Origin of the sequence: Chromobacterium sphagni (genome assembly GCF_001855575.1) — a bacterium.
Classification (GTDB): Bacteria; Pseudomonadota; Gammaproteobacteria; order Burkholderiales; family Chromobacteriaceae; genus Chromobacterium; species Chromobacterium sphagni.
The window spans coordinates 3,408,048-3,434,488 of the sequence record NZ_MKCS01000001.1 but is presented as its reverse complement, the minus strand read 5'-3'; the positions used below and the strand labels follow the sequence as shown (position 1 = coordinate 3,434,488).

28 protein-coding genes and 1 pseudogene are annotated in these 26,441 nt (G+C 64.3%); 16 read left to right on the top strand and 13 right to left on the bottom strand.

Annotated features, from left to right (window positions below; translation table 11 throughout):
* Positions 1-4: 4 nt before the first annotated feature.
* From era to rpoE, 10 genes are all read right to left on the bottom strand, one after another.
* Positions 5-895, bottom strand: coding sequence for a GTPase Era (gene era, locus BI347_RS15560; RefSeq protein WP_071114710.1), 891 nt, complete (start codon positions 893-895; stop codon positions 5-7).
* Complete coding sequence (rnc, locus tag BI347_RS15555) at positions 892-1,602, bottom strand: ribonuclease III (protein ID WP_071114711.1); 711 nt, start codon at positions 1,600-1,602, stop codon at positions 892-894. Before rnc ends, era begins: the two co-directional genes overlap by 4 nt.
* Before the next feature lie 7 nt (positions 1,603-1,609).
* Positions 1,610-1,969, bottom strand: a complete 360-nt coding sequence (locus BI347_RS15550; RefSeq protein ID WP_071114712.1) for a DUF4845 domain-containing protein — start codon at positions 1,967-1,969, stop codon at positions 1,610-1,612.
* A 39-nt stretch (positions 1,970-2,008) separates the two neighbouring features.
* On the bottom strand, positions 2,009-2,986 hold the full coding sequence (lepB, locus tag BI347_RS15545; RefSeq protein ID WP_071114713.1) for a signal peptidase I: 978 nt from the start codon (positions 2,984-2,986) through the stop codon (positions 2,009-2,011).
* A complete protein-coding gene (lepA, locus tag BI347_RS15540) occupies positions 2,987-4,780 on the bottom strand; it encodes a translation elongation factor 4 (protein WP_071114714.1) in 1,794 nt (597 codons plus the stop codon).
* A gap of 177 nt (positions 4,781-4,957) precedes the next feature.
* Positions 4,958-5,197, bottom strand: a complete 240-nt coding sequence (locus BI347_RS15535; protein ID WP_071114715.1) for a glutaredoxin family protein — start codon at positions 5,195-5,197, stop codon at positions 4,958-4,960.
* Complete coding sequence (locus tag BI347_RS15530) at positions 5,194-6,606, bottom strand: DegQ family serine endoprotease (RefSeq protein ID WP_071114716.1); 1,413 nt, start codon at positions 6,604-6,606, stop codon at positions 5,194-5,196. The genes BI347_RS15535 and BI347_RS15530 overlap by 4 nt, the downstream gene beginning before the upstream one ends.
* 269 nt (positions 6,607-6,875) lie before the next feature.
* On the bottom strand, positions 6,876-7,769 hold the full coding sequence (locus tag BI347_RS15525) for a MucB/RseB C-terminal domain-containing protein (RefSeq protein ID WP_239690897.1): 894 nt from the start codon (positions 7,767-7,769) through the stop codon (positions 6,876-6,878).
* 68 nt (positions 7,770-7,837) lie between these two features.
* Positions 7,838-8,314, bottom strand: a complete 477-nt coding sequence (locus BI347_RS15520; RefSeq protein ID WP_071114718.1) for a sigma-E factor negative regulatory protein — start codon at positions 8,312-8,314, stop codon at positions 7,838-7,840.
* A 2-nt stretch (positions 8,315-8,316) separates the two neighbouring features.
* Positions 8,317-8,916, bottom strand: a complete 600-nt coding sequence (gene rpoE / locus BI347_RS15515) for an RNA polymerase sigma factor RpoE (RefSeq protein ID WP_071114719.1) — start codon at positions 8,914-8,916, stop codon at positions 8,317-8,319.
* 245 nt (positions 8,917-9,161) lie between these two features.
* Here rpoE and prpB point away from each other — a divergent pair, with 245 nt between their 5' ends.
* From prpB to BI347_RS15480, 8 genes and pseudogenes are all read left to right on the top strand, one after another.
* Positions 9,162-10,037 carry a methylisocitrate lyase gene (gene prpB / locus BI347_RS15510; protein ID WP_071114720.1) on the top strand — a complete coding sequence of 292 codons (876 nt, stop codon included), beginning with the start codon at positions 9,162-9,164 and terminating at the stop codon, positions 10,035-10,037.
* A 1-nt stretch (position 10,038) separates the two neighbouring features.
* Positions 10,039-10,365 (top strand): cupin domain-containing protein, encoded by a 327-nt coding sequence (locus BI347_RS15505; protein ID WP_071116266.1) that lies wholly within the window; start codon positions 10,039-10,041, stop codon positions 10,363-10,365.
* 33 nt (positions 10,366-10,398) lie between these two features.
* Positions 10,399-11,547, top strand: a complete 1,149-nt coding sequence (prpC, locus tag BI347_RS15500; RefSeq protein WP_071114722.1) for a bifunctional 2-methylcitrate synthase/citrate synthase — start codon at positions 10,399-10,401, stop codon at positions 11,545-11,547.
* Positions 11,548-11,610: 63 nt separating this feature from the next.
* Entirely contained in the window at positions 11,611-14,214 is a 2,604-nt protein-coding gene (gene acnD, locus BI347_RS15495) for a Fe/S-dependent 2-methylisocitrate dehydratase AcnD (protein WP_071116265.1), read from the top strand.
* A 56-nt stretch (positions 14,215-14,270) separates the two neighbouring features.
* Positions 14,271-15,458 carry a 2-methylaconitate cis-trans isomerase PrpF gene (gene prpF / locus BI347_RS15490; RefSeq protein WP_071116264.1) on the top strand — a complete coding sequence of 396 codons (1,188 nt, stop codon included), beginning with the start codon at positions 14,271-14,273 and terminating at the stop codon, positions 15,456-15,458.
* Positions 15,451-15,942 (top strand): annotated as a pseudogene (locus BI347_RS15485) (putative glycolipid-binding domain-containing protein); the annotation flags it as partial. The gene prpF and the pseudogene BI347_RS15485, both read left to right, overlap by 8 nt.
* On the top strand, positions 15,930-16,079 hold the full coding sequence (locus BI347_RS25020) for a putative glycolipid-binding domain-containing protein (RefSeq protein ID WP_139167231.1): 150 nt from the start codon (positions 15,930-15,932) through the stop codon (positions 16,077-16,079). The pseudogene BI347_RS15485 and the gene BI347_RS25020, both read left to right, overlap by 13 nt.
* Before the next feature lie 156 nt (positions 16,080-16,235).
* Entirely contained in the window at positions 16,236-16,598 is a 363-nt protein-coding gene (locus tag BI347_RS15480; protein ID WP_071114726.1) for a cupin domain-containing protein, read from the top strand.
* On the opposite strand, the gene BI347_RS15475 is transcribed toward BI347_RS15480, so the two are convergent.
* Together BI347_RS15475 and BI347_RS15470 are read right to left on the bottom strand one after the other, a co-directional pair.
* A complete protein-coding gene (locus tag BI347_RS15475; protein WP_071116262.1) occupies positions 16,585-17,661 on the bottom strand; it encodes an NAD(P)-dependent alcohol dehydrogenase in 1,077 nt (358 codons plus the stop codon). The genes BI347_RS15480 and BI347_RS15475 overlap by 14 nt on opposite strands.
* Before the next feature lie 234 nt (positions 17,662-17,895).
* Positions 17,896-18,987: a glycoside hydrolase family 99-like domain-containing protein gene (locus BI347_RS15470; RefSeq protein WP_083338918.1), complete on the bottom strand. Its 1,092-nt coding sequence runs from the start codon at positions 18,985-18,987 to the stop codon at positions 17,896-17,898.
* A 201-nt stretch (positions 18,988-19,188) separates the two neighbouring features.
* Between BI347_RS15470 and BI347_RS15465 the strand changes: the two genes are divergently transcribed.
* The 3 genes from BI347_RS15465 to dapA all read left to right on the top strand — a co-directional run bounded on the left by BI347_RS15465 (position 19,189) and on the right by dapA (position 21,514).
* On the top strand, positions 19,189-20,055 hold the full coding sequence (locus BI347_RS15465) for a DMT family transporter (RefSeq protein ID WP_239690896.1): 867 nt from the start codon (positions 19,189-19,191) through the stop codon (positions 20,053-20,055).
* Positions 20,056-20,137: 82 nt separating this feature from the next.
* The gene (locus tag BI347_RS15460) at positions 20,138-20,533 is read left to right on the top strand and encodes a lysozyme inhibitor LprI family protein (protein WP_083338917.1); all 396 of its coding nucleotides are present in this window, start codon (positions 20,138-20,140) and stop codon (positions 20,531-20,533) included.
* A 78-nt stretch (positions 20,534-20,611) separates the two neighbouring features.
* Positions 20,612-21,514, top strand: a complete 903-nt coding sequence (dapA, locus tag BI347_RS15455; protein WP_083338916.1) for a 4-hydroxy-tetrahydrodipicolinate synthase — start codon at positions 20,612-20,614, stop codon at positions 21,512-21,514.
* A 67-nt stretch (positions 21,515-21,581) separates the two neighbouring features.
* Here dapA and BI347_RS15450 read toward each other — a convergent pair whose 3' ends face one another.
* Entirely contained in the window at positions 21,582-22,082 is a 501-nt protein-coding gene (locus tag BI347_RS15450; RefSeq protein WP_071116259.1) for a YajQ family cyclic di-GMP-binding protein, read from the bottom strand.
* 126 nt (positions 22,083-22,208) lie between these two features.
* Here BI347_RS15450 and BI347_RS15445 point away from each other — a divergent pair, with 126 nt between their 5' ends.
* The 5 genes from BI347_RS15445 to BI347_RS15425 all read left to right on the top strand — a co-directional run bounded on the left by BI347_RS15445 (position 22,209) and on the right by BI347_RS15425 (position 26,417).
* Positions 22,209-22,844: a LysE family translocator gene (locus tag BI347_RS15445; RefSeq protein ID WP_071113287.1), complete on the top strand. Its 636-nt coding sequence runs from the start codon at positions 22,209-22,211 to the stop codon at positions 22,842-22,844.
* A gap of 112 nt (positions 22,845-22,956) precedes the next feature.
* Positions 22,957-23,160 carry a hypothetical protein gene (locus BI347_RS15440; protein WP_139167230.1) on the top strand — a complete coding sequence of 68 codons (204 nt, stop codon included), beginning with the start codon at positions 22,957-22,959 and terminating at the stop codon, positions 23,158-23,160.
* On the top strand, positions 23,153-24,457 hold the full coding sequence (locus BI347_RS15435; protein WP_071116257.1) for a class I SAM-dependent methyltransferase: 1,305 nt from the start codon (positions 23,153-23,155) through the stop codon (positions 24,455-24,457). Before BI347_RS15440 ends, BI347_RS15435 begins: the two co-directional genes overlap by 8 nt.
* Positions 24,454-25,842: an alkaline phosphatase family protein gene (locus BI347_RS15430; RefSeq protein WP_071116256.1), complete on the top strand. Its 1,389-nt coding sequence runs from the start codon at positions 24,454-24,456 to the stop codon at positions 25,840-25,842. Before BI347_RS15435 ends, BI347_RS15430 begins: the two co-directional genes overlap by 4 nt.
* 50 nt (positions 25,843-25,892) lie before the next feature.
* On the top strand, positions 25,893-26,417 hold the full coding sequence (locus BI347_RS15425; RefSeq protein WP_071116255.1) for a DUF1993 domain-containing protein: 525 nt from the start codon (positions 25,893-25,895) through the stop codon (positions 26,415-26,417).
* Positions 26,418-26,441: the final 24 nt, after the last annotated feature.

The window sequence follows — 26,441 nt, the reverse complement described above, 5'->3', positions numbered from 1 at the left end:
CCGCTCAGTTCAGGCCGAACTCGCGCAGGAAGCGCACGTCGTCGGCCCAGCCGGATTTCACCTTCACCCACACCTGCAGGAACACCTTGCCGTCGAACAGCTTTTCCATGTCCAGCCGCGCCTCGGTGGAGATCTTCTTCAGCTTCTCGCCGGCCTTGCCGATCACGATGGGCTTCTGATGCTCCTTGTCCACCAGCACCGCGATGTGAATGCGGCGCAGCGCGCCGTCCATCTCGAACATTTCCACTTCGACGTTCATCTCGTAAGGCAACTCTTCGCCCAGATAGCGGAACAGCTTCTCGCGGACGATCTCCGCCGCCAGGAAGCGTTCGTTCTTGTCGGTGACCATGTCCTCGGGGTACAGCGGCATCGATTCCGGCAGATGCGGACGCACTTGGTCCAGCAGCTCGGCCAGGCGCTGGCCGTGCTTGGCGCTGACCACCTCCACGCCAGCGAACGCGAACTCCGCGGTCACCTCGTTGATGAAGGCCTGCAGTGCCAGCTTGTCCTTAGCCTTGTCCAGCTTGTTCACCACCAGGATCACCGGGGTTTTCTTCGGCAACAGCGCCATCACTTCGCGGTCGGCGGAGGTGAAGCGCATCGCCTCCAGCAGGAACAGCACGCAGTCGACGCTGCCCAGCGAGTCCTTGACGCTCTTGTTCAACGCTTCGTTCAACGCGCCCTTGTGATAGGTCTGGAAACCCGGGGTATCGACAAACACGAACTGCGCGGCGTCTTCGGTATGGATGCCGGTGACGCGGTGGCGCGTGGTCTGCGATTTTTTCGAGGTGATGCTGATCTTCTGGCCGATCAGGTGGTTCATCAGCGTCGACTTGCCCACGTTGGGACGGCCGACGATGGCGACAAAGCCGCAATGGAATGGGGTATCGGTCATGATCTTTTCTTGCTTGCTGCGAGTTTCTGTTCCAGCAGGATCAGCGCCGCTTCGGCGGCCTGCTGTTCGGCGGCGCGGCGGCTGCCGCCGTCGCCGGTGGATATCAGGGCGAGCTCGCCCAGGTCGCACTCCACCTTGAACCATTGCTCATGCGCCTCGCCGCTCTGCGACAGGATGCGGTACTTCGGCAATGGCAGCTTGCGCGCTTGCAGCGCTTCCTGCAAGCGCGTCTTGGCGTCCTTGGCTTGGCGGGTGATGTCTATGGTGCTCACCCGCTGGTCGTACAGACGGCGCACCACCTGCTCGGCCGCGGAGAAATCGCCGTCGAAGCTGACGGCGGCGAAAGTGGCCTCCAGCGCGTCGGCGAGGATGGACGGTCGGTTGAAGCCGCCGCTCTTGAGCTCGCCCTCGCCCAGGTAAAGATAGTCGCCCAGCTGCAATTCATGGGCGATCTCGGCCAGCGTGTTCTGATTGACCAGGTTGGCGCGCAACCGGGACAGCTCGCCCTCGGTCAGTTGCGGAAACTGGTCGAACAGCATCCGCGCCACGGTGTAGTTGAGAATGCTGTCGCCGACGAACTCGAAGCGCTCGTTGTTGGAGCTGCTGTAGCTGCGATGGGTCAGCGCCTGGCGCAGCAATTCCGGTTTCTGGAATGCATAATCCAGCGCCTGGACCAGGCGCCGGAAACGGTTGTCGATTTGGGTCACGATGTTGTTATTGGGCAGGCGGTTGACCTGCCTGGGTGTCGAAATTGAAAAGCAGGCTGACGTTGCCGAACAGCGGCACCTCGCGGTGATACTGGGCACGCAGATAGTTGCTGTTGTTGCCGGCCACCACGATCAGGTTTTCGCCCTTGAGCGAGACGATGCCGGCCACGCTGGCCTTGCTGTCGAACTCTTGGCGCAAGGTGCTCTCGCCCACGTTGGTTTCAGTGGAGAGCGCGGTCAGCGCGGTCTTCACATCGCCATACTCGGAGTACACCGGCACTACCTTGAACACCAGCAAAAGCGCGAAGCCGACGAGGGCCAGAACCATCAAAACCGCAATTACCGACAAGCCTTTCTGCTGCTTCATGCGTCTCTCCTGGTCATGGCCGCTCGCGGCCGGGAAGGGTTACTGTACCTTGGTGCCGATGCGCGACAGATTGCCGAAGTTCATCCAGATCATGAAGGCCTTGCCCACCATCAGCTTGTCGTCGACGAAGCCCCAGTAGCGGCCGTCGGAGCTGTTGTCGCGGTTGTCGCCCATCATGAAGTAATGGCCCTGCGGCACCTTGCAGACAAAGCCGTCGTCATCATAACGGCAGTTGTCGCGGTAGGCGAAGTCCTGCACCTGGCTGAGCGCCACCACCGGCGTGCCGACGTTGTTCAATACATGGTAGGTCTTGCCGGCCTGACTTTCGCGGTATTGGTTGGCCGAGATCGTCTGCAAGCCCAGTTCCTTCTCCAGATAGTCGTAGCTGCCGTCCGGCGCGTCCAGCAACGGCTTGCCGTTGATGGAGAGGCGCTTGTTGCGGTACTCCACCATGTCGCCCGGCAGGCCGATCACGCGCTTGATGTAGTTGACCTTGGGGTTGGGCGGGTAGTTGAACACCACCACATCGCCGTGCTCCACCTTGTTCACCGGGATCAGCACATTGTTCAGCACCGGCACGCGCACGCCGTAGGTGAACTTATTGACCAGGATGAAGTCGCCGACCACCAGGCCCGGCCGCATCGAGCTGGACGGAATCTGAAACGGCTCCACCAGGAAGGAGCGCAGCACGAACACCACCAGGATCACCGGGAAGAAGCCGCGCGAATAATCGACGAAATGCCCCGGCTGCGCGCCGCTGGCGGCGCGCTTCTTCGCCAGCAGCCACTTGTCCAGGGCCCATACCACGCCGGTGATCAGCACGAACACCAACATGACAGCGGTAAAGCTCATATAGTTGGACAGCAGGCCGAAGCCGCCGATCACCAGGGCCAGATAGCCCCACTGCACCGACTGCGGCCAATCCTTGTCGCCCGCCTCTTTCTTGCCGCCCAGCGCCACCAGCAAAGCGCCGATGACGACAGCCGCCACGAACACCCAGAACAAGTTTGCACCCACTTATTTGTCCCCTACTTGAAGAATCGCCAGGAAAGCCTCTTGCGGGATTTCCACGTTGCCGACCTGCTTCATCCGCTTCTTGCCGGCCTTCTGTTTTTCCAGCAGCTTTTTCTTGCGGGTGATGTCGCCGCCGTAGCACTTGGCCAATACGTTCTTGCGCAGCGCCTTCACCGTTTCGCGGGCGATGATGTGGCCGCCGATGGCCGCCTGCACCGCGATGTCGAACATCTGGCGCGGGATCAGCTCGCGCATCTTGGACACCAGCTCGCGGCCGCGGTAGACGCTGGAGGCGCGGTGCACGATCAGGCTCAGCGCATCCACCTTCTCGCCGTTGACCAGCACGTCCAGCTTCACCAGGTCGGCGCTCTGGAATTCCTTGAACTCGTAGTCCAGCGAAGCGTAGCCGCGGCTGGTGGACTTGAGCTTGTCGAAGAAGTCCATCACCACTTCGTTCATCGGCAGGTCGTAGGTCAGCATCACCTGGCGGCCCATGTACTGCATATTGCGTTGCGCGCCGCGCTTCTGGTTGCACAGCGTCATCACCGCTCCCACGTAGTCCTGCGGAACCAGGATGGTGGAGGTGATGATGGGTTCGCGCAACTCGTCGTACTTGCCGGGTTCCGGCATACGCGACGGGTTGGACACTACTTCCACGGTGCCGTCCTTCATCACCACTTCGTAGTTCACCGTGGGGGCGGTGGTGATCAGGTCCATGTCGAACTCGCGCTCCAGCCGCTCCTGGACGATTTCCAGGTGCAGCAGGCCCAGGAAGCCGCAGCGGAAGCCGAAGCCCAGCGCCTGCGACACTTCCGGCTCGTACTTCAGCGAGGCGTCGTTCAACTGCAGTTTTTCCAGCGCGTCGCGCAGCGCTTCGTAATCGTGGCTTTCCACCGGATACAGGCCGGCGAACACCTGCGACTGCACGTCCTTGAAGCCCGGCAGCGCCTCGGCGGCCGGCTTGCCCACCAGCGTGATGGTATCGCCCACCTTGGCGGACTTCAGCTCCTTGATGCCGGCAATGATGAAACCCACTTCGCCGGCGTTGAGGCTGGGACGCTGCACCGACTTGGGCGTGAACACGCCCACCTGCTCGCACAGATGCTCGGCGCCGGTGGCCATGAACTTGATCTTGTCCTTCGGTTTGAGCGAGCCGTCTATCACCCGCACCAGCATCACCACGCCGACGTAGTTGTCGAACCAGGAGTCGACGATCAGCGCCTTCAGCGGACCGTCCGGATTGCCCTGCGGCGCCGGAATCTTGCGGACCACCTCTTCCAGGATGTCCTCGATGCCGATGCCGGACTTGGCCGAGGCGCGCACCGCATCGACGGCCTCAATGCCGATGATGTCCTCGATTTCCTGGCATACCCGCTCCGGCTCGGCGGCCGGCAGGTCTATCTTGTTCAATACCGGCACCACTTCCACGCCCAGTTCGATGGCGGTATAGCAGTTGGCGACGGTCTGAGCTTCCACGCCCTGCGACGCATCCACCACCAGCAGCGCACCTTCGCAGGCGGACAGCGAGCGCGACACTTCATAGGAGAAGTCCACGTGCCCCGGGGTGTCGATCAGGTTGAGGTTGTACACCTGGCCGTCGCGGGCCTTGTAGCTCAGCGCTGCGGTCTGCGCCTTGATCGTGATGCCGCGTTCCTTCTCGATATCCATCGAGTCGAGCACCTGGGCGCTCATTTCGCGCAGCTCGAGGCCGCCGCAAAACTGGATGAAACGGTCGGCCAGGGTGGATTTACCATGGTCGATATGGGCAATGATCGAAAAATTTCGGATGTTCTTCATCGGTTTCCAGCAAAAGATAAGGGCACGCTCGCGTGCCCGAGGCTGCTGACGGATGGCTCCTCCGGGGACTGCCCGGCGGAAAGCCATGCTCTGGCGCGTCCGACGGCTGCCGGAAGCCGATCAGCAATCGGGGGCGCGGCCAGCGCGCCCCCGGTTTTACTCACACTGGCGCGGATTTTAGCCGATTTCGCCCAAGTGTGCAGCCAATCTCGCAGCATCCAGATGCCAGTGGCAGATTTCCACCTCTCCGTCCATCAGCACCGGCACCAGCTCGTTGAAGCGCCGCTCCAGCTCCGGGTCGGCGTCCACATCCATCACATCCAGCTCAAAGCCGTATTGCTGCCGCCATGGCGCCAGCTCGGCCAGCATCTGGTGGCACAGGCTGCAATACTCGCGGAAATACAGTGTCAGCTTCACTTGGCCTCGCCTATGGTCAAAGGCACGAACTGTACCATGCCCTGGCGCATCACCTGCAAGGCCACGGTGCCGCCCTTGCTGGCCTTGGCCAGCGCGTCCCTCAATTGGGCGAAGCTGGCCAGCGGATCGCTGCCGATTCCGACGATGATGTCGCCCGGCTGGATGCCGGCGCGCATCGCCACACCATTGGCCGCCCGCACCAGCAGGCCGTAAGGAATGCCGGCGCGCTGCAGCTGGGCCGGACTGAGCTCCTGCAGCTTCAGGCCGATCTGCGCCAGGCTCTGCTCGTTCTCCGAGCCGGGCTTGCGGTACTCGCGCTGGGCCACCCGCGCATCCTCGTCCTTCAACTCCTCCGGCACCACCTTGATGCCGAGAGCGGCGCGGTTGCGCCAGATATCCAACGCAATCGCCTTGCCCGGCGGCATGTCGCTGATCAACCGCTGCAGGTCGGCGCCGGAGCTCACCTCCTGGCCATTGACCTTGACGATGATGTCGCCTGCCTTCAAGCCGGCCTTTTGCGCCGGGCCCTTGGGATCGACCGCGTTGACCAGCGCGCCGCTGGGCTTGGCCAGGCCGAACGAAGCCGCCAGATCCCGACTCAATTCCTGTATCACCACGCCGATGCGGCTACGGGTCACCTTGCCCTTGGCTTTGAGCTGGTCGGCCACATTCATCGCGGTGTCGATCGGAATGGCGAAGGAGATGCCCATGAAGCCCCCGGAACGGCTGTAGATCTGCGAGTTCATGCCCACCACCTCGCCGCGCATATTGAACAGCGGGCCGCCGGAGTTGCCCGGATTGACCGCGGCGTCGGTCTGGATGAACTGCACCGCGCTCTCATCCGGCAGCAGGCGGTTCTTGCCCGACACGATGCCGGAAGTCGCCGTGTTTTCAAAGCCGAACGGCGAGCCTATGGCCAGCACCCACTCGCCCACTTTCAGCAACTTGGGATCGGCGCGGCGCACCACCGGCAGATTGCCGGCATCGATCTTGATCAGCGCCACATCGGAGCGGGCGTCCGACCCGATCACCCGCGCCTGGTATTCGCGCTTGTCAGTCAATTTGACTGTGATCTTTTCGGCGCGCGCCACCACATGGGCATTGGTCAGCACATAGCCGTCGGGCGAAATGATAAAGCCTGAACCCAGCGAGTTCTCTTGCCGCTCCTGCTGGCGCGGCGGCGCGAAACGGCGGAAGAATTCGAAGAACGGATCCCCCTCCATGCCGTCCGGCACATCCGCCGTAGCCTCCTTGACCATGGAAGTGGTGCTGATATTAACCACCGCCTTGCCTTCGCTCTCGACAATGCCGCTGAAATCCGGCAACTCCGCCGCCATGGCGGCAGGCAGCGGGGCGACAAACACTGATGCCAACAGCATTGCGGATACGATCAGTTTTTTGACCGACATGTGCGCTCCATCTTGGATATGTTGTGGATTGAATTTCCGGCGATGGCCGGTTGCCTGAAAAAAAATTGCCCAAACCGCCAAGACGGCGGGCCCTCCCTTCCCGACGCGCCGCCAGACGGCGCATCACGCAAAACTGGCCACTCCCGTTGCGTTCAGCGCGGAAATGGCCAGTCGGATACCTTCAATAAAAACCTGCAACGGCAAGCGGCGCCGGCGCAAGCACGCCGGCTACGCCCGCCGCTCCCGCATCCTCTTCACGCACCGCAGGCTCAATCGTTCTTGCCATTGATGTGCAGGCTCTTGAGCAGCGCCATCATGGCGGTCTGCGGCATGTCGCCCACCGCCGTCAGCTGCATGTCGCCCTGATAGCTGGTCGCCATATTGATGGCGCCATGCAGATTGCCCACCCGCTCCAGCCGCGCATTCTCCGGCGGCGGGGGCTCGGCGAACACCGACAGCATCACCAGCCCGTCGGAGAACACCAAATGGCGCACCGGCTTGCCCTGTCCAGGCAATATCCGCTGCACGGAGCGCAACAGGCGGAAGCCCTGCGGCAGGCCGCTCACCTCGTTCTGCGACACCGACGGGTCGGCCCCGACCGGCGCCTTGGCCGGACGCAGCAGGAACTTCTGCGCCAAACGCGGCGCATACGCCTTCCTATCCTTAGCTCCGGCCAGCTCCACCTCGGTGAAGGTGAACTGTTCCACCGAGTCGCCGCGCGGCGACAGGGTGATCACTTTCAAGGGCAGGTAGGTGTTCGGCTCGATGCACATCCGCATGGTGTAACGCTGCGGATCGCGCGGCTGCAGATCCAGCCACTGGCAATCGCGCTGCGCCACCCGGTCCGTTCCCGTGCGCCGGAGCACATAGGAGCGGGAGATGTCGTCCAAGTCGTCCGGCAACAGCGCCGGGAACAAACGCATCGCGCTGATCTTGCACGCCATCAGCGCGCGCTTGTCGGACGCGAAGCACGTCAGCTCGCCGCCCTTGCGCACCACCTCGCGCGACGGGCCGTCCAACGAGGTGCGCTTTTCGCGCACCCCGTCGCCCTGCCCCTGGCGGACGATGCGGAAGGTCTCCAGCATGCCGTTCATCTGATGCAGATAGGTGCCATCCAGCGCCTGCTGCCGTCCGGCATTGCCGACATTGCGCAGCAGCTGCATGTCATCCTCAGCATGGGCCGCGCAGGCGGCCCCAAACATCAACACGCCAATCAGAGGAACGACACGCATCAGTGGCGAGCTCCGTTTCCGTAAGACACGCGCATCACGCCCTGGTCGGCCGTCACCTCCTGGTGCGCCAGCACATAAGGATCGTCCTGCTCCATCGCCGGTTGCGCAATCTGCACCGGCACGCCCCTGTCGGCAATCACCGACGCCGGCGCGACGTGGTGCGTGAGCTGTTGCCAGCCCACCACCGCCGCGAAGCTGACGCTGGCGGCCAGGGCCACCGCGCTGGCGGCGCGGGCGCGGCGCGGCCGCATCCAGCGCCGCGGCGCAAGCACCGTAGGCTCGTCCACCATGCGTTCGGCCACCCTGGCGCGCACATTCAGCCCCGCCATGCGATTGGAGCGCATCGCGTCGCCAATCAGGTGATATTGGTCCCAGGCCGCATCCAGGTCCTTGTCGCCGGCGATCGCGGATAGCGCCTTGTCAGCTTCCGTTCCGTCAAGCTCGCCGTCCATCAGCGCGGATATCGTTTCTTTCATACTTACCACCTTCTGTTCTTGGCCGTATCCAGCAGAGGCCTGAGCTCAGCAGCAATCGCCTCGCGCGCCCGGAAAATCCGCGAACGCACGGTGCCTATCGGACAGTCCATCACCTTGGCAATTTCATCGTAGGACAGCCCCTCCATTTCTCTGAGTGAAATGGCGGTGCGCAGTTCCTCCGGCAAAGCCTCCACGGCGGCGTTGACCGTTGCCAGAATCTCCTTGTTCATCAGCTCGGTTTCGGGCGTGTTCATGTCGGGAATCTGCGACGCCATGTCGAAGCTCTCGCCATCTTCGTCCTCGATCTCGCTGTTCACCACCGGGCGTCGCCCGTTGGCGCTGAGGAAATTCTTGGCAGTATTGATGCCGATCCTGTACAGCCATGTGTAAAACGCGCTCTCCCCCCGGAAAGAGGGCAAGGCACGATACGCTTTGATAAACGCTTCCTGCGTCACATCCTCGATGTCCGAACCGTCGCGGATAAACCGCGACAACAGCCTGGCGAGACGTCGCTGATACTTCGCAACAAGCAGATCGAAAGCTCTTTTTTCACCTCGCTGGGCACGTTCCACCAACTGTTGATCGATGTCCCGATCACTCATGTCGTTGTTATGCTCCCTGGTTTGCCCACTGTTCTATGTGGTCGTGTACGTGGACTGTGATCTAGACCACAGGCTTTGCCTTGAGTTCCCACGGGTGAGGACGATGCGAAACATATCACTCCCGCGGCAAAACTTGAATATCCGTTTGACAACTATTGCCAGCATTTTATCGAGCAATTACACTCCAACCAAGCACTTGCTTGAATGACAGGCAACTAACGCATATCTACCGTCAGGAGCACTCCATGAACACTCCCGGGCAACGTTTCCGCCAGGCCGTAGCCACAGAAAGGCCCTTGCAGGTGGTAGGGGCGATCAACGCCTACTCCGCACGTTTGGCCGAACACTCAGGTTTCAAGGCCTTGTATTTGTCCGGCGGCGGCGTAGCGGCGGCCTCCTGCGGCATTCCCGACCTCGGCATCACCACGTTGGAAGACGTGCTGATCGACGTTCGCCGCATCACCGACGTCAGCGATCTGCCGCTCCTGGTGGACATCGACACCGGTTGGGGCGGCGCCTTCAACATCGCCCGCGCCGTCCGCAGCCTGGAAAAGGCCGGCGCCGCCGCCGTGCATATTGAAGACCAAGTGCAGCAGAAGCGCTGCGGCCACCGTCCGAACAAGGCCATCGTAACCCAGGACGAGATGGTGGACCGCATCAAGGCCGCGACCGATGCCCGCAAGGATGCCGGCTTTGTCATCATGGCGCGTACCGACGCGCTGGCGGTGGAAGGCCTGGACTCCGCCATCGCCCGCGCGGTGGCCTGCGTGGAAGCCGGCGCCGACATGATCTTCCCGGAGGCGATGACCGATCTGGCAATGTACAAGCAGTTCGCCGAAGCCGTGAAGGTGCCGGTGCTGGCCAATATCACCGAGTTCGGCTCCACTCCTCTCTACACCAGCCAAGAACTGGGCGCGAACGGCGTGTCCATGGTGCTGTACCCGCTGTCGGCCTTCCGCGCCATGAGCCAGGCGGCGCTGGAAGTATACGGCGCCATCCGTCGCGACGGCACGCAGCAGGCGGTGCTGGACAAGATGCAGACCCGCGCCGACCTCTACCAGCATCTGGGCTACCACGACTACGAACAGAAGCTGGACGCGCTGTTTCAGCAAGCGCGCTGACATGCCGGACAATCTGTTCGACGGCATCCCGGCGCAATTGCCGCAGGAGTGGCTGCAAACTCTGTTGAGCGGCGACCGGGGTTTCCGCGTCGAACGCATCGTATCGCGCGGCCATGCGTCGCCCGACGGATTCTGGTACCAGCAGGACGAAGACGAGTGGGTGCTGCTGCTGTCCGGCTCGGCCGAGCTGGAATACCAGTCCCCTTCCAGCCGCGTCACCCTGCGGCCCGGCGACGCCGTCGCCATCCCCGCCGGCTGCCGCCACCGCGTGTCCTGGACGGCTCCGGACCAGGACAGCGTGTGGCTGGCCATTTTCTACCAAAAATAATCACGTCCGCAGGACTGCAATCAGGAGAAAACAATGAGCGAAACCGTATTGACGAGCAAGCCCAAGAAATCCGTAGCGCTGTCCGGCGTCGCCGCCGGCAATACCGCGCTGTGCACCGTCGGCCGCAGCGGCAATGATCTGCACTACCGCGGCTACGACATTCTGGATCTGGCCGTGCGCTGCGAATTCGAGGAAGTGGCCTACCTGCTGGTGCACGGCAAGCTGCCGGGCAAGGCCGAACTGGCGGGCTACAAGAAAAAACTGCAATCGCTGCGCGGCCTGCCCGCTTCGGTCAAGACCGTGCTGGAGGCGTTGCCCGCCAACGCCCACCCGATGGATGTGATGCGCAGCGGCGCCTCCGCCCTGGGTTGCGCGCTGCCGGAAAAGGATGACCACAACCTGGCCGGCGCGCGCGACATCGCCGACCGCCTGATGGCCTCGTTCGGCTCCATGCTGCTCTACTGGCACCATTATTCCCACAACGGCAAGCGCATCGAGGTGGAAACCGACGACGACAGCATAGGCGGCCACTTCCTGCACCTGTTGCACGGCGCGAAGCCGTCCGACAAATGGGTGCGCGCGATGCACACCTCGCTCAACCTGTACGCCGAACACGAATTCAACGCCTCCACCTTCGCCGCCCGCGTCATCGCCGGCACCGGCTCCGACATGCACAGCGCCATCACCGGCGCGATCGGCGCGCTGCGCGGCCCCAAGCACGGCGGCGCCAACGAAGTGGCGTTCGAGATTCAACAACGCTACGAGAACCCGGACGAGGCCGAAGCAGACATCCGCGCCCGCGTGGAACGCAAGGAGGTGGTGATAGGCTTCGGCCACCCGGTGTACACCCTCTCCGATCCGCGCAACAAGGTGATCAAGGAAGTGGCGCGCGAACTGTCCGCCAGCAACGGCGACATGAAGATGTTCGACATCGCCGAACGGCTGGAAAGCGTGATGCATCAGGTGAAGAACATGTTCCCCAACCTGGATTGGTTCAGCGCGGTAAGCTACTACGCGATGGGCGTGCCTACCGCCATGTTCACCCCGCTGTTCGTGATCGCCCGCACCAGCGGCTGGAGCGCGCACGTGATAGAACAACGCCAGGACGGCAAGATCATCCGCCCGTCCGCCAACTACATCGGACCGGAAGACCAGGTCTTCGTGCCGATCGAGCAACGCTGATCGGCACGGGGGCGCCAGCCGCCCCCATCCCCGGTCCCTGATTTCCACTTTGGGCACCCAGCCATGAACACTGCATTCCGCAAACCCCTGCCCGGCAGCCAACTGGATTACTTCGACGCCCGCGCCGCGGTGGACGCCATCCAGCCCGGCGCCTTCGACCAATTGCCGTACACCTCGCGCGTGCTGGCGGAAAATCTGCTGCGCCGCTGCGACCCGGCCGCGCTGGCCGATTCGCTCAAGCAGTTGATAGAGCGCAAGCGCGAACTGGATTTCCCCTGGTTCCCCGCCCGCGTGGTGTGCCACGACATCCTCGGCCAGACCGCGCTGGTGGACCTGGCCGGCCTGCGTGACGCCATCGCCGACCAGGGCGGCGACCCGGCGCAGGTCAATCCGGTAGTGCCGGTGCAGTTGATCGTCGACCATTCGCTGGCGGTGGAATGCGGCGGCTTCGACCCCAAGGCTTTCGACAAGAACCGGGCGGTGGAAGACCGCCGCAATGAAGACCGCTTCCACTTCATCGACTGGACCAAGAGGGCTTTCAAGAACGTCGATGTGATCCCGCCCGGCAACGGCATCATGCATCAGATCAATCTAGAACGGATGAGTCCGGTGATCCAGGCGCACGACGGCGTCGCCTACCCCGACACTTGCGTCGGCACCGACAGCCACACTCCGCACGTCGACGCGCTGGGCGTGATCGCCATCGGCGTCGGCGGGCTGGAGGCGGAAAACGTGATGCTCGGCCGCGCCTCGTGGATGCGGCTGCCCGACATCGTCGGCGTGGAGCTGTCCGGCAAACCGGGAGCCGGCATCACCGCCACCGACGTGGTGCTGGCGCTGACCGAATTCCTGCGCCAGGAAAAAGTGGTGGGCGCCTATCTGGAATTCCGCGGCGAGGGCGCTGCGGCGCTGACCCTGGGCGACCGCGCCACCATCTCCAATATGGCCCCGGAATACGGCGCCACCGCGGCGATGTTCTTCATCGACGAGCAAACCATCAGCTACCTCAAGCTCACCGGCCGCGAAGACGAACAAGTCAAGCTGGTGGAGCGGTACGCCAGGCACGCCGGCCTGTGGGCCGACAGCCTGAACACCGCCGTATACGAGCGCACCCTCGCTTTCGATCTTTCCACCGTGACGCGCAATATGGCCGGCCCGTCCAACCCGCACAAGCGCCTACCCACCGCCGACCTGGCCGCGCGCGGCATAGCCGGCAACATGGAGCAGGCCCGGGCTGAAGAAGCCCAAGGCCTGATGCCGGACGGCGCGGTGATCATCGCCGCCATCACCAGTTGCACCAACACCAGCAATCCGCGCAACGTGATCGCCGCCGGCCTGCTCGCCCGCAACGCCAACCGGCTGGGCCTGACGCGCAAGCCCTGGGTCAAATCCTCGCTGGCGCCGGGCTCCAAGGCGGTGGAACTGTATCTGAAGGAGGCCGGCCTGCTGGGCGAGCTGCAACAGCTGGGCTTCGGCATCGTCGCCTTCGCCTGTACCACCTGCAACGGCATGTCCGGCGCGCTGGAGGCGAAAATCCAGCAGGAAATCCTGGACCGCGACCTGTACGCCACCGCGGTGCTGTCCGGCAACCGCAACTTCGACGGCCGCATCCACCCTTACGCCAAGCAAGCCTTCCTGGCGTCGCCCCCGCTGGTGGTGGCCTACGCCATTGCCGGCACTGTGCGCTTCGACATAGAAAAAGACGTGCTGGGCGTGACGGACGGCAAGGAGATCCGCCTGAAGGACATCTGGCCGAGCGACGCCGAAATCGACGCCGTGGTGAAACAGGCGGTGAAGCCGGAACAGTTCCGCCAGGTGTACGAGCCGATGTTCGCGCTGCGCGCGGACAGCGGCGACAAGGCGAGTCCTCTGTACGACTGGCGTCCGATGTCCACCTATATCCGCCGCCCGCCGTACTGGGAGGGCGCGCTGGCCGGCGAGCGCACCCTGAAAGGCATGCGGCCGCTGGCGCTGCTGCCGGACAACATCACCACCGATCACCTATCGCCGTCCAACGCCATCCTGGCCAGTAGCGCCGCCGGCGAATATCTGGCGAGAATGGGCCTGCCGGAGGAGGATTTCAACTCCTACGCCACCCATCGCGGCGACCACCTCACCGCGCAGCGCGCTACCTTCGCCAATCCGCAACTGATCAACGAGATGGCTGTGGTGGACGGCGAAGTGAAAAAGGGCTCGCTGGCGCGAGTGGAGCCGGAAGGCAAGGTGATGCGGATGTGGGAAGCCATCGAAACCTATATGGAGCGCAAGCAGCCGCTGATCATCGTGGCCGGCGCCGACTACGGCCAGGGCTCATCCCGCGATTGGGCGGCCAAGGGCGTGCGCCTGGCCGGCGTGGAAGCCATTGTCGCGGAGGGCTTCGAACGCATCCACCGCACCAACCTGATCGGCATGGGCGTGCTGCCGCTGGAGTTCAAGCCGGGCGTCAACCGCAAGACGCTGGGCCTGGACGGCACGGAAACCTACGACGTGACCGGCGCCCGCACACCGCGCGCCGATCTGACGCTGGTGGTCCGCCGCAAAAACGGTGACACTGTAACGGTGCCGGTGACCTGCCGCCTGGATACCGCCGAAGAGGTGTCGATCTACGAGGCCGGCGGTGTGCTGCAACGCTTCGCCCAAGACTTCCTGGAGGCGTCGCGGGCCTGATTCATCTCTCCCCGCGCATGCGGGGGGAAGACTTCATCCTACAGGACAGCAAACACATGGTTCACGCAGCTCAAATCCGGATTCCCGCCACCTATATGCGCGGGGGCACCAGCAAGGGCGTATTTTTCCGCCTGCAGGACCTGCCCGCCTCCGCCCAAGCGCCCGGCCCCGCCCGCGACGCGTTGCTGCTGCGCGTGATAGGCAGCCCGGACCCGTACGGCAAGCAGATAGACGGCATGGGCGGAGCCACCTCCAGCACCAGCAAAACGGTGATCCTCAGCAAAAGCGGCCGCCCCGACCATGACGTCGATTATCTGTTCGGCCAGGTGGCCATAGACCAGCCCTTCGTCGACTGGAGCGGCAATTGCGGCAACCTGTCGGCCGCGGTCGGGCCTTTCGCCATCCGCTCCGGGCTGGTCGAATCCAGCCGCGTTCCGCATGACGGCATCGCCACCGTGCGCATCTGGCAGGCCAATATCGGCAAGACCATCGTCGCCCACGTGCCGATGACCGGCGGCCAGGTGCAGGAAACCGGCAACTTCGAGCTCGACGGCGTCACCTTTCCCGCCGCCGAGGTGCAGCTGGAGTTCCTCGACCCGGCCGCCGAGGAAGAAGGCGCCGGCGGCGCGATGTTCCCCACCGGCAAACTGGTGGACGATCTGGAAGTACCGGGCATCGGCGTGCTCAAGGCCACCATGATCAATGCCGGCATCCCGACCATATTCGTCAACGCCGAGGCCGTCGGCTATACCGGCGCCGAACTGCAGGACGCCATCAACGCCGACCCCAAGGCGCTGGCGATGTTCGAAACCATCCGCGCCCACGGCGCGCTGAAGATGGGCCTGATCCAAAGCCTGGACGAAATCGCCACCCGTCAGCACACACCCAAGATCGCCTTTGTCGCCCGGCCCGTGGACTATGTCTCCTCCAGCGGCAAGCTGGTGAAGGCCGGCGACGTCGACATGCTGGCGCGCGCCATGTCCATGGGCAAGCTGCACCACGCGATGATGGGCACCGCGGCGGTCGCCATCGGCACCGCGGCGGCGATTCCCGGCACTCTGGTCAACCTGGCCGCGGGAGGCGTGGCGCGCAAGGCGGTGCGTTTCGGCCATCCGTCCGGCATGCTGCGGGTGGGCGCGGAGGCGCGGCAGAAGAACGGCGAATGGACGGTCACCAAGGCCATCATGAGCCGCAGCGCCCGCGTACTGATGGAAGGCTGGGTGCGCGTGCCGGGCGATGCCTGACCCGATGCGCAGGCAACAATCGGCGCGGCCCCGCGGGCCGCGCCGGGAACAACGGGGACAACGCATGAAGCTAGCGTTTTTCTGGCAGCGCCTGGACAGCCCCGGGCTGGAGCAGGCCGAGGTGGAACTGGGCCATCAATTGGCGCTCACCGCCAGCGGCAGCCTGCTGCACGCCGACACCGGCAGCAGCCTGCGCTACCGGATGCAGGTGGACAGCCATGGCAGACTGGGCCACGCCCACATCGACATTTCAGCGCCCGAAGGCAGGCAACTGACGCTGCAGCACACCGAGACCGGGCGCTGGCTGGTCAACGGCCTGCCCCAGGCCGACTGGGACGCCTGCCAGGAGTTCGATCTGCAAAACTGCGGGCTGACCAACGCCCTCCCGATCCGCCGCCTGCGGCTGGCGGAGGGAGACAGCGTGGAGTTGAACATGCTGTTCGTGCGCCTGCCCAACCTGCAAGCCGCTCTTTGCCCGCAGCGCTACAGAGCCGGCTGCCCGACCAGGACGGCCGCGCCCGCTACCGCTACCAATCGCCGGGCTACAGCGCCGAAATCACGGTAGACGAACACGGATTCACGCTGGAGTACGGCGGCTTCCTGCGCCGGCTGGCCACCTAGCGGGACCCGCCCAGCCTGTCCGCTTGGCCGTTGCCGGCAACTTTTGGCGCCATCCGTGAGATAATGACAGCAGACAGTCGGGTCTTGCGCCGGCATCCATCGATCATGGCCGCAAGACCCGCCTGCGCAGCCCACCTCTCACGGAACCCGCGCCACATGAGTAGCCCATCCGCCGTCCTCGCCGCCGATGCCGACTGGCACTGGAGCCCCACCCCCTATCCCGGCGTGGACTTCACCTGGCTGAGACGAAATCCGGGCGGCGGCGGCTCAGCCCTGCTGAAACTGGAGCAGGGCGCGCGCCTGCCGCCGCACCGTCACCCGGGATGGGAGCGGATCTTCATCACCGTCGGCAAGCTGAAGATAGGCGAGCACCTGCTGGAAAACGGCGACCACCTGTTCATAGACCGGCAGGTCGCCCATGCGGTGGAGGCGCTGCAGCCCTGCATCTACCTTGCCATCACCGAAACCGACGGTGTCGAGCTGATCGACGCTCAGGACCTCCGGCTCAGAACGGCTTGATCGCCACCTTCAGCACGCCGTCGCGCTGGTGCGAGAACAGGTCGTAGGCCTCCACGATCCGGTCCAATTTGAAATGGTGGGTCACCAGCGGCGACAGGTCCAGCCTACCGCTCGACAGCACGCCCATCAGGCGCCGCATCCTTTCCTTGCCGCCGGGACACAGCGAAGAGACTATCCTCTTGTCGCCCAGGCCGGCATTGAAGGCGTCCAGCGGAATTTTCAGGTCGGTGGAGTACACCCCCAGGCTGGACAGCGTGCCGCCAGGCTTCAGCACCCTGAGCGCGGTTTCGAAAGTGGTCTGGGTACCCAGCGCCTCGATGGAAGCGTCCACGCCGCGGCCGCCAGTCAGCCTCATGATTTCGTCGATCACATCCACCTGCTGGAAATTGAGCGTGACATCCGCTCCCAGCCGGCGCGAAATATTCAGACGCTGATCCAGGCCATCTACCGCAATGATCAGCGCCGCGCCGCGCAGACGTGCGCCGGCCACCGCGCACAGCCCTATCGGCCCCTGGGCGAACACCGCCACCACGTCGCCTATCCTGATGCCGGCGGCCTCCGCGCCGGCGAAGCCGGTGGACATGATGTCCGGACACATCAGCACCTGCTCGTCGCTGAGGCCGTCCGGTATCGGCGCCAGGTTGGCCTGCGCGTCAGGCACCAGCAGATACTCGGCCTGAGTGCCGTCTATGGTATTGCCGAAACGCCAGCCGCCCATCGGCTTGTAGCCATGGCATTCGCAGCCGCCGTCCTGGGACGGGAAACCATCCTGGCAGGCGTAAGAGGTGAAACTCGGACAGATCGCCCCCGCGATCACCCTTTGTCCCTCGCGATAGCCCTTGACGCCGCTGCCCAGCTTCTCGATCACGCCCACCGGCTCATGGCCTATGGTCAGGCCTGAGGCCACCGGGTATTCACCCTTCAGAATATGGATATCGGTGCCGCAGATGGTGGTAGTGCTGATGCGCACCAGCGCATCGCCCGGCCCCACTGCTGGAATGGGCTTCTCCCGCAGTTCTATCCGGCCCGGCGCGACGAATACCGCCGCTCTCATGCTGTTCATGGCTGCCTCCCGTCAAGGCGGGACCGGCGGCGCGGGCCTATCCCGCGCTACGGACCCGCGATCGAAATCGGACTCATCCTTGATGAAACCTCCCGCCCCGCGTCCACGCAAGCCGGCCGGCCGCCAAACCCGGCGGACATGATCCAGATCAAGCGGCCTGTGTCGTATCGGCTGCAAACCGCAGCGGCAGCACAGCCGGCTCCGGCCGACTCCGGCGCACGGCGGCCTGGGCGATCACCGCTGCGCGCCACCGCCGAACACCGCCTTCACCTGCTCCAGATACTGGAAGCGGCCCTGTTCGGTAGGCTCGATGAAGGAACCTTCGCCGTATTCGTTCCAGCAGCAAATCACCGCGTATTTCCGGCTCTGCCACGGCCCGCTGTCCATCCGCGCCCTGGCGGCCTGCAAATGCTGGCGGAACTGCTCGGGAGAGCTCTCCGAGTTGTCATGCTGCCGATCGGCCGTGGTGCCTCCCCAGGGCCGCTTGTCCCAGCCCGAGGTGGCCGGCACGATCAGCGGCAGGTCGGCCTTCTGCGCAAACAGCTGCCACTGCGCGCGGTAGCCCTGGTCGAGCTCGGCATAGCTGTGCGACATGTGCGTGTCGGCCGGCCCCTGCTGGTAGTTGTAGGCAGAGAAGCCGCTGTAGCCCTCGGCCTTGGCCGTGGCGGAAATGAAAGGCGCGGATGCGCCGGTGCCGGCGATGAACTGCACACTCTGGCCGCCGGCGGCCTGGACGATGGACTGCGCGCGAGCGAGCAGGCTCTGGGTGGTCTGGCCAAAGGTTTTGGCTTGGGCTTCCAGCATGTCGGCGGAAAACACGAACAACACCGGGTGGCCGTCTATCTTGAGGAACTCCGGCCGCGGAAAATAGTTGGCGCTCCAGTAGCGCACCAAGCCGTCCCAGTCGGCCAGGCTGGCCGGAAACCTGCTGTGGTTGGCCCACAGCAGCGAGAACTTCACATCCGCGCGTTCAGGCGCGCGCAGGTAGGCCTGCAGCGCGTGGTCCAGATAGACGGTATTGCCAGGCGGGCCCATATACCAGTCGAACACCACGTATTGGATGCCATAGGCCGCCATCCAGTCCAATTGCTGGCGCATGATGTTGTCGTCGCCCTCGCGATACCAGCCCAGCAGCGGCTTGCGCTCCGGATAGAGCTTGATCGGGTCCCACGGATGCATCGACGGCGAGCCCGGCGTATTGTCGCGCCAGCCGGGGAAGTAATACACCCCCACCTGGTAGGGGCCCGCCCAGGACGAAACGGCGCCCAGGGCCAGCATCCAGGCCGGCAGCCAACGGCGGCATGCTAGCCGCAGAAACTTTCGCATTGCGTTCTCCAGATGAAAACCGCACCAACCCAAACGAATTCAGGCGGCGCAAACACAAGTCCATTCGCATCAAAACCAGTTGAATTATTGCAGCATGCCGCTCAGCCAACAAAGCTTTCTTTGAAATGAATGCGCCGGAATGTAACGACTGGTTTACAGTGCGCCATTCCGCGTAAAATATCTCGATATGAAATAATTTGAATGACAAAAATGAACCAAGCCATGCTGTACGCGCTCGCCGCCATCGCCATGTGGGCCTCCGTCGCCACCCTAAGCGCCCTCACCCATGCGCTGCCGCCGTTCTTCGTCGCCGGCGTCGGTCTGATGCTCGGCAGCCTGCTCACCATCCGCCGCGTCGGCGAATGGCGGGTTCCCGTCAAGGTATTCGCCAACGGCGTGTACGGCATCTTCGGTTTCTACTTCTTCCTGTTCAACGCCTACCGGCTGGCGCCGGTGATGGAAGCCACCGTGCTCAGCTATGTCTGGCCGCTGCTTATGGTGCTGCTGTCGCCGCTGGTGCTGCCCGGCACCCGGCTGGGCGTCAACCACATCCTGGGCAGCCTGGTCGGTTTCGCCGGCGCGGCGCTGATCGTCACCGGCGGCAAGCTGTCGCTGTCGATGGCCGCCATGCCGGGCTACCTGATGGCCCTGGGCGCGGCGGTGGTGTGGGCCAGCTACAGCCTGTTCACCCGCCGCCTGCCGGCCTGTTCCGACAACGCCGTCGGCGGCTTCTGCCTGATGTCCGGCTTGCTGGCGCTGGGCCTGCACTTCGCGATCGAGCCCGCCGCCCATCCCACGGCCATCCAGTGGCTGATGCTGCTGGTGTTGGGCCTGCTGCCGATGGGCGCGGCCTTCCTGTGCTGGAACCGCGCGATGAAACTGGGCGACCCGCGCCAGACCGGCGCGCTGGGCAACGCCACCCCGCTGCTGTCCACGCTGATGCTGGTGGCCTCCGGACAGGCCGCGCTCAATAGCAGCGCCGCGCTGGCCGTCGCCATGATAGTCGGCGGCGCCGCGCTGGGCTCGCTGCCGGCCGGTCGGCTGCCGCTGAACTGGCTGCGTGCCTGATCCACCCGCCAGTCACGGCGAACAGACTCCATTCCCCGCGCGGGACTATAATCGCAAACCGCCACCCAAACGGAGTTCTGCGATGAAGCCCCGCCTCCTTGCCATGCTGGCGCTATGCGCCAGCCACGCCGTCCACGCCGAAGACGATCCCTGCCAGAACGCCAACACCACCCTGGAAATCAACGACTGCAAGCAGCAACAGTTCGATGCCAAAGACAAGCAACTCAACCAGATCTACCGCGAGCTGCTGCAAAAGCTGCAGGCCAACGAAAGCCAGGGCGGCAACCCCGGCGTCAAGGACAAGCCATCCACGCTGCTGATCCAGGCGCAGCGCAAATGGATAGCCTTCCGCGACGCCGACTGCAACACCAAGTACCAGATCTACCTGGACGGCAGCATCCGCAACATGGTCTATCTCGGCTGCAAGATCGAACGCACCGCCCAGCGCATCAAGGAACTGGACCCCAAGCTTTGGTGAGCCTTGCCGGTTTGCGCCCCCGGCCCCGGGGAGTATCATTGCCAAATGTCTTCACGCAAAAACAAAACAGGGGCTGACATGGCAAAACACTGGGGCAAGGTGCTGACGGCGATGGTTACGCCGTTCGACGCCGAAGGCCGGCTCGATCTGGACATGGCGCGGCAACTGGCGCGCCATTTGGCGGACAATGGCAGCGACGGCCTGGTGGTGGCCGCCACCACCGGCGAAGCGCCGACGCTGTCCGACGCAGAACGCTTCGACCTGATCCGCGCGGTCAGCGAGGCCGTCACCATCCCGGTGCTGGCCGGCACCGGCAGCAACGACACCCGCCACGCGCTGTCGCTCACCGCCCGCGCGGCGGAACTGGGCGCCGCCGGCGCCTTTCTGGTATCGCCCTACTATAACTGCCCGCCGCAAGCCGGCATCGAAGCGCATTTCCGCGCGCTGGCGGCCGCTACCCGCCTGCCGGTGATGCTGTACGACGTGCCCGGCCGCACCGGCCGCCGCATTTCGCACGATGTGCTGCTGCGGCTGTTCCGCCAGACCAGCAATATCGTCGCCTTCAAGGACGCCACCGGCGACCCCGCCGCCGCGGCGCGGCTGGTGGCGGAGGCCGGCGAGCAGTTTGACCTCTACTCCGGCGACGACGCGCTGACCCTGCCGCTGCTGGCGGTGGGCGCCGTGGGGGTGGTGGGCACCTCCACCCATTGGACCGGCCCGGAGTTCGCCGCGATGATAGCCGCCTTCGAACAGGGCGACACGCGCCGGGCGCGCGCCATCAACGCCGCGCTGCAAGCCTCGTTCGCCTTCTCCAATACCGGCAGCTCGGTGTACTCGATGTCGGTGAAGGCGATGCTGCGCAGCCAGGGCCTGGCCGTCGGCGAATGCCGGCTGCCATTACCGGCCGCGCCGGCCGAAGCGGAAAGCGGCGCGCAAGCGGTATGGCGGCAGTTGCAGCAATGGCGCGCGGCGCAATATTGATCTTGCTGCCATGAAAAAAGGAGACCGCAGCCGGTCTCCTTTTTTTATTGCTCAATCCGCCGCAGCGTCAGTCACGGAAATTGTTGAACTGCAGCGGCGAGCCGTTTTCCTGATCGTCGGCGATTTCCTTGCGCAGCAGCGCGATCGCCTCCTGCAGGATGTCGCGCTTGGCGCCGGACACCCGCACCGCCTCGCCCTGGATGCTGGCCTGCACCTTCATCTTGGAATCCTTCAGCAGCTTGACGATCTTCTTCGCCAGGTCGGAATCCAGGCCCTCCTTGATCTTCAATACCTTCTTCACCTTGTTGCCGGACACCTTCTCCAGCTTGCCGTAGTCCAGGCTGCGCACATCCACGCCGCGCTTGGACAGCTTGCCCACCATGATCTCGTTGACCTGGTCGAGCTGAAACTCGCTGTCGCCGAACAGCGTCACTTCCTTGTCGGTGAATTCGATGCGGGCGTCGCTGCCCTTGAAATCGTAGCGGTTGCCCACTTCCTTGTTGGCCTGATCCAACGCATTGCGCACTTCCACTTTGTCTACTTCGGAAACGACATCAAAAGACGGCATAAAACTATCCTCGCTAATAATCAGCCGAATTCTAGTAGCGCCCCGGCGGCTTGTCACCAGCCCATTGCCAAAGCCGGGCGGACATGATGTGATTCCACGCAGTCAATCACCGCTTATGGACATCGCATGCTAGTCACTCTGCCGCAACTGGCCGCCTTTCTCGCCGCCGCCATGCTGATCACGCTTTCCCCCGGCCCGGACAATCTGATGGTGCTCAGCCAGGGCATTTCGCGCGGCCGCCGCCAGGGCATGGTTTTCGGCCTGGGCTGCGCGCTGGGCTGCCTCAACCATACCTTGCTGGCCGCGCTGGGCATCAGCGCGCTGATCGCCGCCTCTCCGCTGGCATTTACCGCGCTCAAGCTGGCCGGCGGCGGCTACCTGGTCTACCTCGGCTGGGGCGCCGTCCGCAGCCCCGGCGCCAGCTTCCGCGCCGACCCGAATGACGCCGGGCCGCAAGGCTCGCTGGCCGCCACCTTCCGCCGCGGCCTGATCGCCAACGCCATCAACCCCAAGGTGGTGCTGTTCTTCCTGGCCTTTTTGCCGCAATTCGTCAATCCGGCGCATGGCTCGGCCGGGCTGCAAACCGCCATCCTCGGCACGCTGTTCACGCTGCAGGGCGCCGTGATTTTCGGCGCGCTGGGCTACTTCTCCGGCCATGTCGGCCAATGGCTGGCCAAAAGCCGCAAGGCCGGCCAATGGCTGGACCGGCTGGCCGGCTCCATTTTCATCGCGCTGGGCCTGCGCTTGATTCTGGCGCGCTGAGGGCTAAATACAAATTAATGACAATTCTGTTTTGGCATACACCTCGAAACGCGCCAAAAGATTAGGATAAATAACAAGCAGCAAGTCTTAAATTACCAATAGGATTATCACGATGAGAATATTGGCTGCATTTTTGACGCTTATTGCCTTCAGCCCCGCCGCCTTCGCCTACGTCGATCCCAGCTCCACGCTGTTCGCCTGGCAAGGCGGGCTGGCGCTGCTGGGCGGACTGCTTGTCTTCATCAAGTCGCCGTTCACCTTCCTCAAACACCTCTTCAGAAAAGTCTTCAGGAAGAAAGACGACGATCATGCGTGACCCCCAGGGCAATCTAGAGCTGGAGGAACGCACCGTCGTCAGAACCCTGCACGCGCCACTGGACAACGGCCACTACCTGCGCGGCCCCGGCTCGCAACAGCTGGTCGGCAAAGGCATGCTGCTGGATTTCGATTTTTGCGGCAGCTCCAACATCGTCGCCGAGCGCCTGCCTTTCGTCAGCTATCCGCACGAGTGGTCGGCCATGCAATTGCGCGACGCCGCGCGGCTGACGCTGGACATTTCGACCAACCTGCTGCCGGCGGGATGGGAACTGAAGGACGCGTCGGCCTGGAACGTGCTGTTCAAGGGCTGCGACCCGATATTCTGCGACCACCTGTCGTTCCAGCGCATAGACAGCCGCCACTGGTGGGCCTTTGGCCAGTATCTGCAGCATTTCGTGTTTCCGCTGTGCGTCGCCCGCTTCCGCGACATTCCGGTCAGCGCCAGCTTCCGGCTCCATCGCAACGGACTGGATGTGCGCCGCTTCCGCGCGCTGATGGGCGCCGGCATCTTCCTCACCCGCTTCTGGCCGCTGGCCTTGGCCGGCGGCAAAAACGACGGCGCCATCCGGCAACAAGACCTGGCGGGCCGCGCCGGCTATCACGCCAACTTGTACAAGCTGCTGGACTGGTTCCTCGCCGCGCCGGAGAAACGCCCCGCCAGCAGCGACTGGACCGGCTACGCCGCCGCCAATTCGCATTATCCGCCGGCGGCGCGCCAGGCCAAGCGCGCCTTCATCGGCCAATGGCTGAACCGGCTGAACCCCGCCTGGGTGGCCGACCTGGGCTGCAACACCGGCGAATACTCGCGACTGGCGCTGGAGTCCGGCGCACGGGTCATCGCGCTGGATGCCGACCACCACTGCATAGACAGGCTGTACCAGGCCAACAAGGGCCAGGCCGGCCTGCATCCGCTGGTGGCCGACCTGGACGACCTGGATGCCGGCCGCGGCTGGGCCGGCGCCGAATTCAGCGGGCTGGCGCCCAGGCTGGCCGCGGTGACGAAGCTGGCCATGATGCTGGCGTTGGCCCATCACCTGGCGATCTCATTGTCCATACCCTATCGCAAGATCGCGCAGTTTGCCGCCGACGTCACTCAAAAGTGGCTGATCGTGGAACTGATCGACGAAAACGATCCGCTGGTGGCGAAACTGTGCCAGCAGCGCAAGCGCCATCCGTCCGAATTTCTGCTGACGCTGCAACGCGCCGCCTTCCTGGAGAAATTCCGCCTGCTGGACGAATTGCCGCTGCCCGGCATCGGCCGCCAGTTGCTGGTCCTGGAAAAAAATCCATCATGAGTCGCCACTTTGCCATTCTCCTCCAGGCCCTGGCCATCGCGCTCGGCCTGAGCGGTTTCTGGCTGCCGGCATGGCATGCCTCCGCGCAATACCATGGCGGCTACTCCGCCGCCGCAACCGCCGCCTATCTGCTGCCGCCGCTTTTGGCCGTGGCGCTGATAGCCGCCGCGGCGTCCATCCTGGGCGAGCGCGGCGAGCGGCTGCTGCGCGCCCTGCTGTTGCTGACCGCCCTCTACCTGCTGTACAAGACTGGCCGCAGCCTGCTGCCCGCGCTGCCCGCCTTGCCGATATTCGGCAAGCTGGCAGCCATCCCGCTGCTTTGCGCGGCTAGCTGGATGACCGCGGCCAGGCTATCGCCGGGCCTCTGCCTGCGGCTGGCCAGCTGCGTGCTATTGGGAGCGGCATTCTACGCCGTCACCCCCTATGCTTTCCTGGCGCTCAACCAGGCCGGCCGCTATCCGGTCTTCTCGCTGCAAAGCCCCTACGCCCAGGCCGCGAACAGCCGCAACACCCTGGTGATCCTGTTCGACGAGACCGGTCCGCAATTCATCGCGCCGCTGTTGCAGACCGCCGCCGACAGAAAGCTGCGCTGGGCCGACGCCACCGTTCCGGCCGCGGGCGCCGACACCGTCAACGCCATCCCGGCCATGCTCACCGGCCAGCGCTTCGACGACGTGGTGCCCTGCGGCTCCCGCTGGCTGTGTTCGCCCACCCGCTCGCTGAGTTTCGACCAGCTGTACGCCGGACGCCCCGACCTGGACATCGTGGGCTTCTGGCACCCTTACTGCGCCATCCGAGGCCTGCGCTACTGCCGCAGGATTACCGGCGTGTTCTATGCGCCGCTAGCGCGGACCTTCCTGTGCAGCCCGCCCTACGCCTCCATGCTGCTCAACTGCCGCCCGCCTGTCGGATCGCGCGACCAGGCGCTCCAACAGTTGCTGGCAGCGGCCTTCGCTGCGCCGTTCTGGCGCGAGGGCGGCATGCTGTACCTGCACCTGCCGCTGCCCCACCCCAGCATGGAAAGCGAGGAAAACCTGCAGGCCCATTATCTGAAAAGCGTCGGCCAGGCCAGCCAGGTGCTGGGGCTGCTGCTGGACAGGATGCGCGCCCGCTTCGGCAACGACTTTTCCGTCATCCTCACTTCCGACCATCCGCTGCGGACCGAGGGCTGGTGCGGGCCGGGCCGGGAGTATCAGGGCCCCGGCTGCCACACCGGCTTGCCGGTCAACAAGAAACGGGTGCCTTTCATCGTGATCAGCCCGTCCCTGCCGCCGCTGCCGCGCATGCCCCTCACCAATGTGGGCGTCTTCCATGGAAACGGGCCGCCGCGGGCGCAGGGCGCAGCCGCCTCAAGCCGCTCCGGCCCGGCCGCGCCGATGGCATAATCCGGAAGCGGGAGCCGCATCGCGCCCCGGCAAACCATAAGGAGCAACGCATGTCCCTTACCCTGTACCAGGTCTCCATCCCGGCGCTCGAGCGCGGGCTGCACAGCCTGGCGGCCATTCTGCGCAAGGCCGCCGCCCACGCCGAGGCCAAGAGCATCGCGGCGGAAGTCTTTCTCAACGCCCGGCTGGCGCCGGACATGTTTCCGCTGCTGCGCCAGACGCAAATCGCCTGCGACCTGGCCAAGGGCTGCGCCGCCCGGCTCGCCGGCGTCGAAGTGCCCAGCTACGCCGACGACGAGAGCAGCTTCGACGAGTTGCAGGCGCGCATCGCCAGGACTCTGGACTTCATCGCGAATATCCGGCCGGAACAGCTGGACGGCAGCGAAGCGCGGACGGTTGTCCTGAAATTGCGGGGAGAAGAGATACGATTCAGCGGGCTGGGCTACCTGCGCAATTTCGCGCTGCCCAACTTCTATTTCCATCTGACGGCCGCCTACGCCATCTTGCGCCACAACGGCGTGGAGCTGGGCAAGCCCGACTACCTGGGCGGCGCGCCGGGCACCCTCGCCGAATAAAGCTTGGCGGACCGCATCAACGAC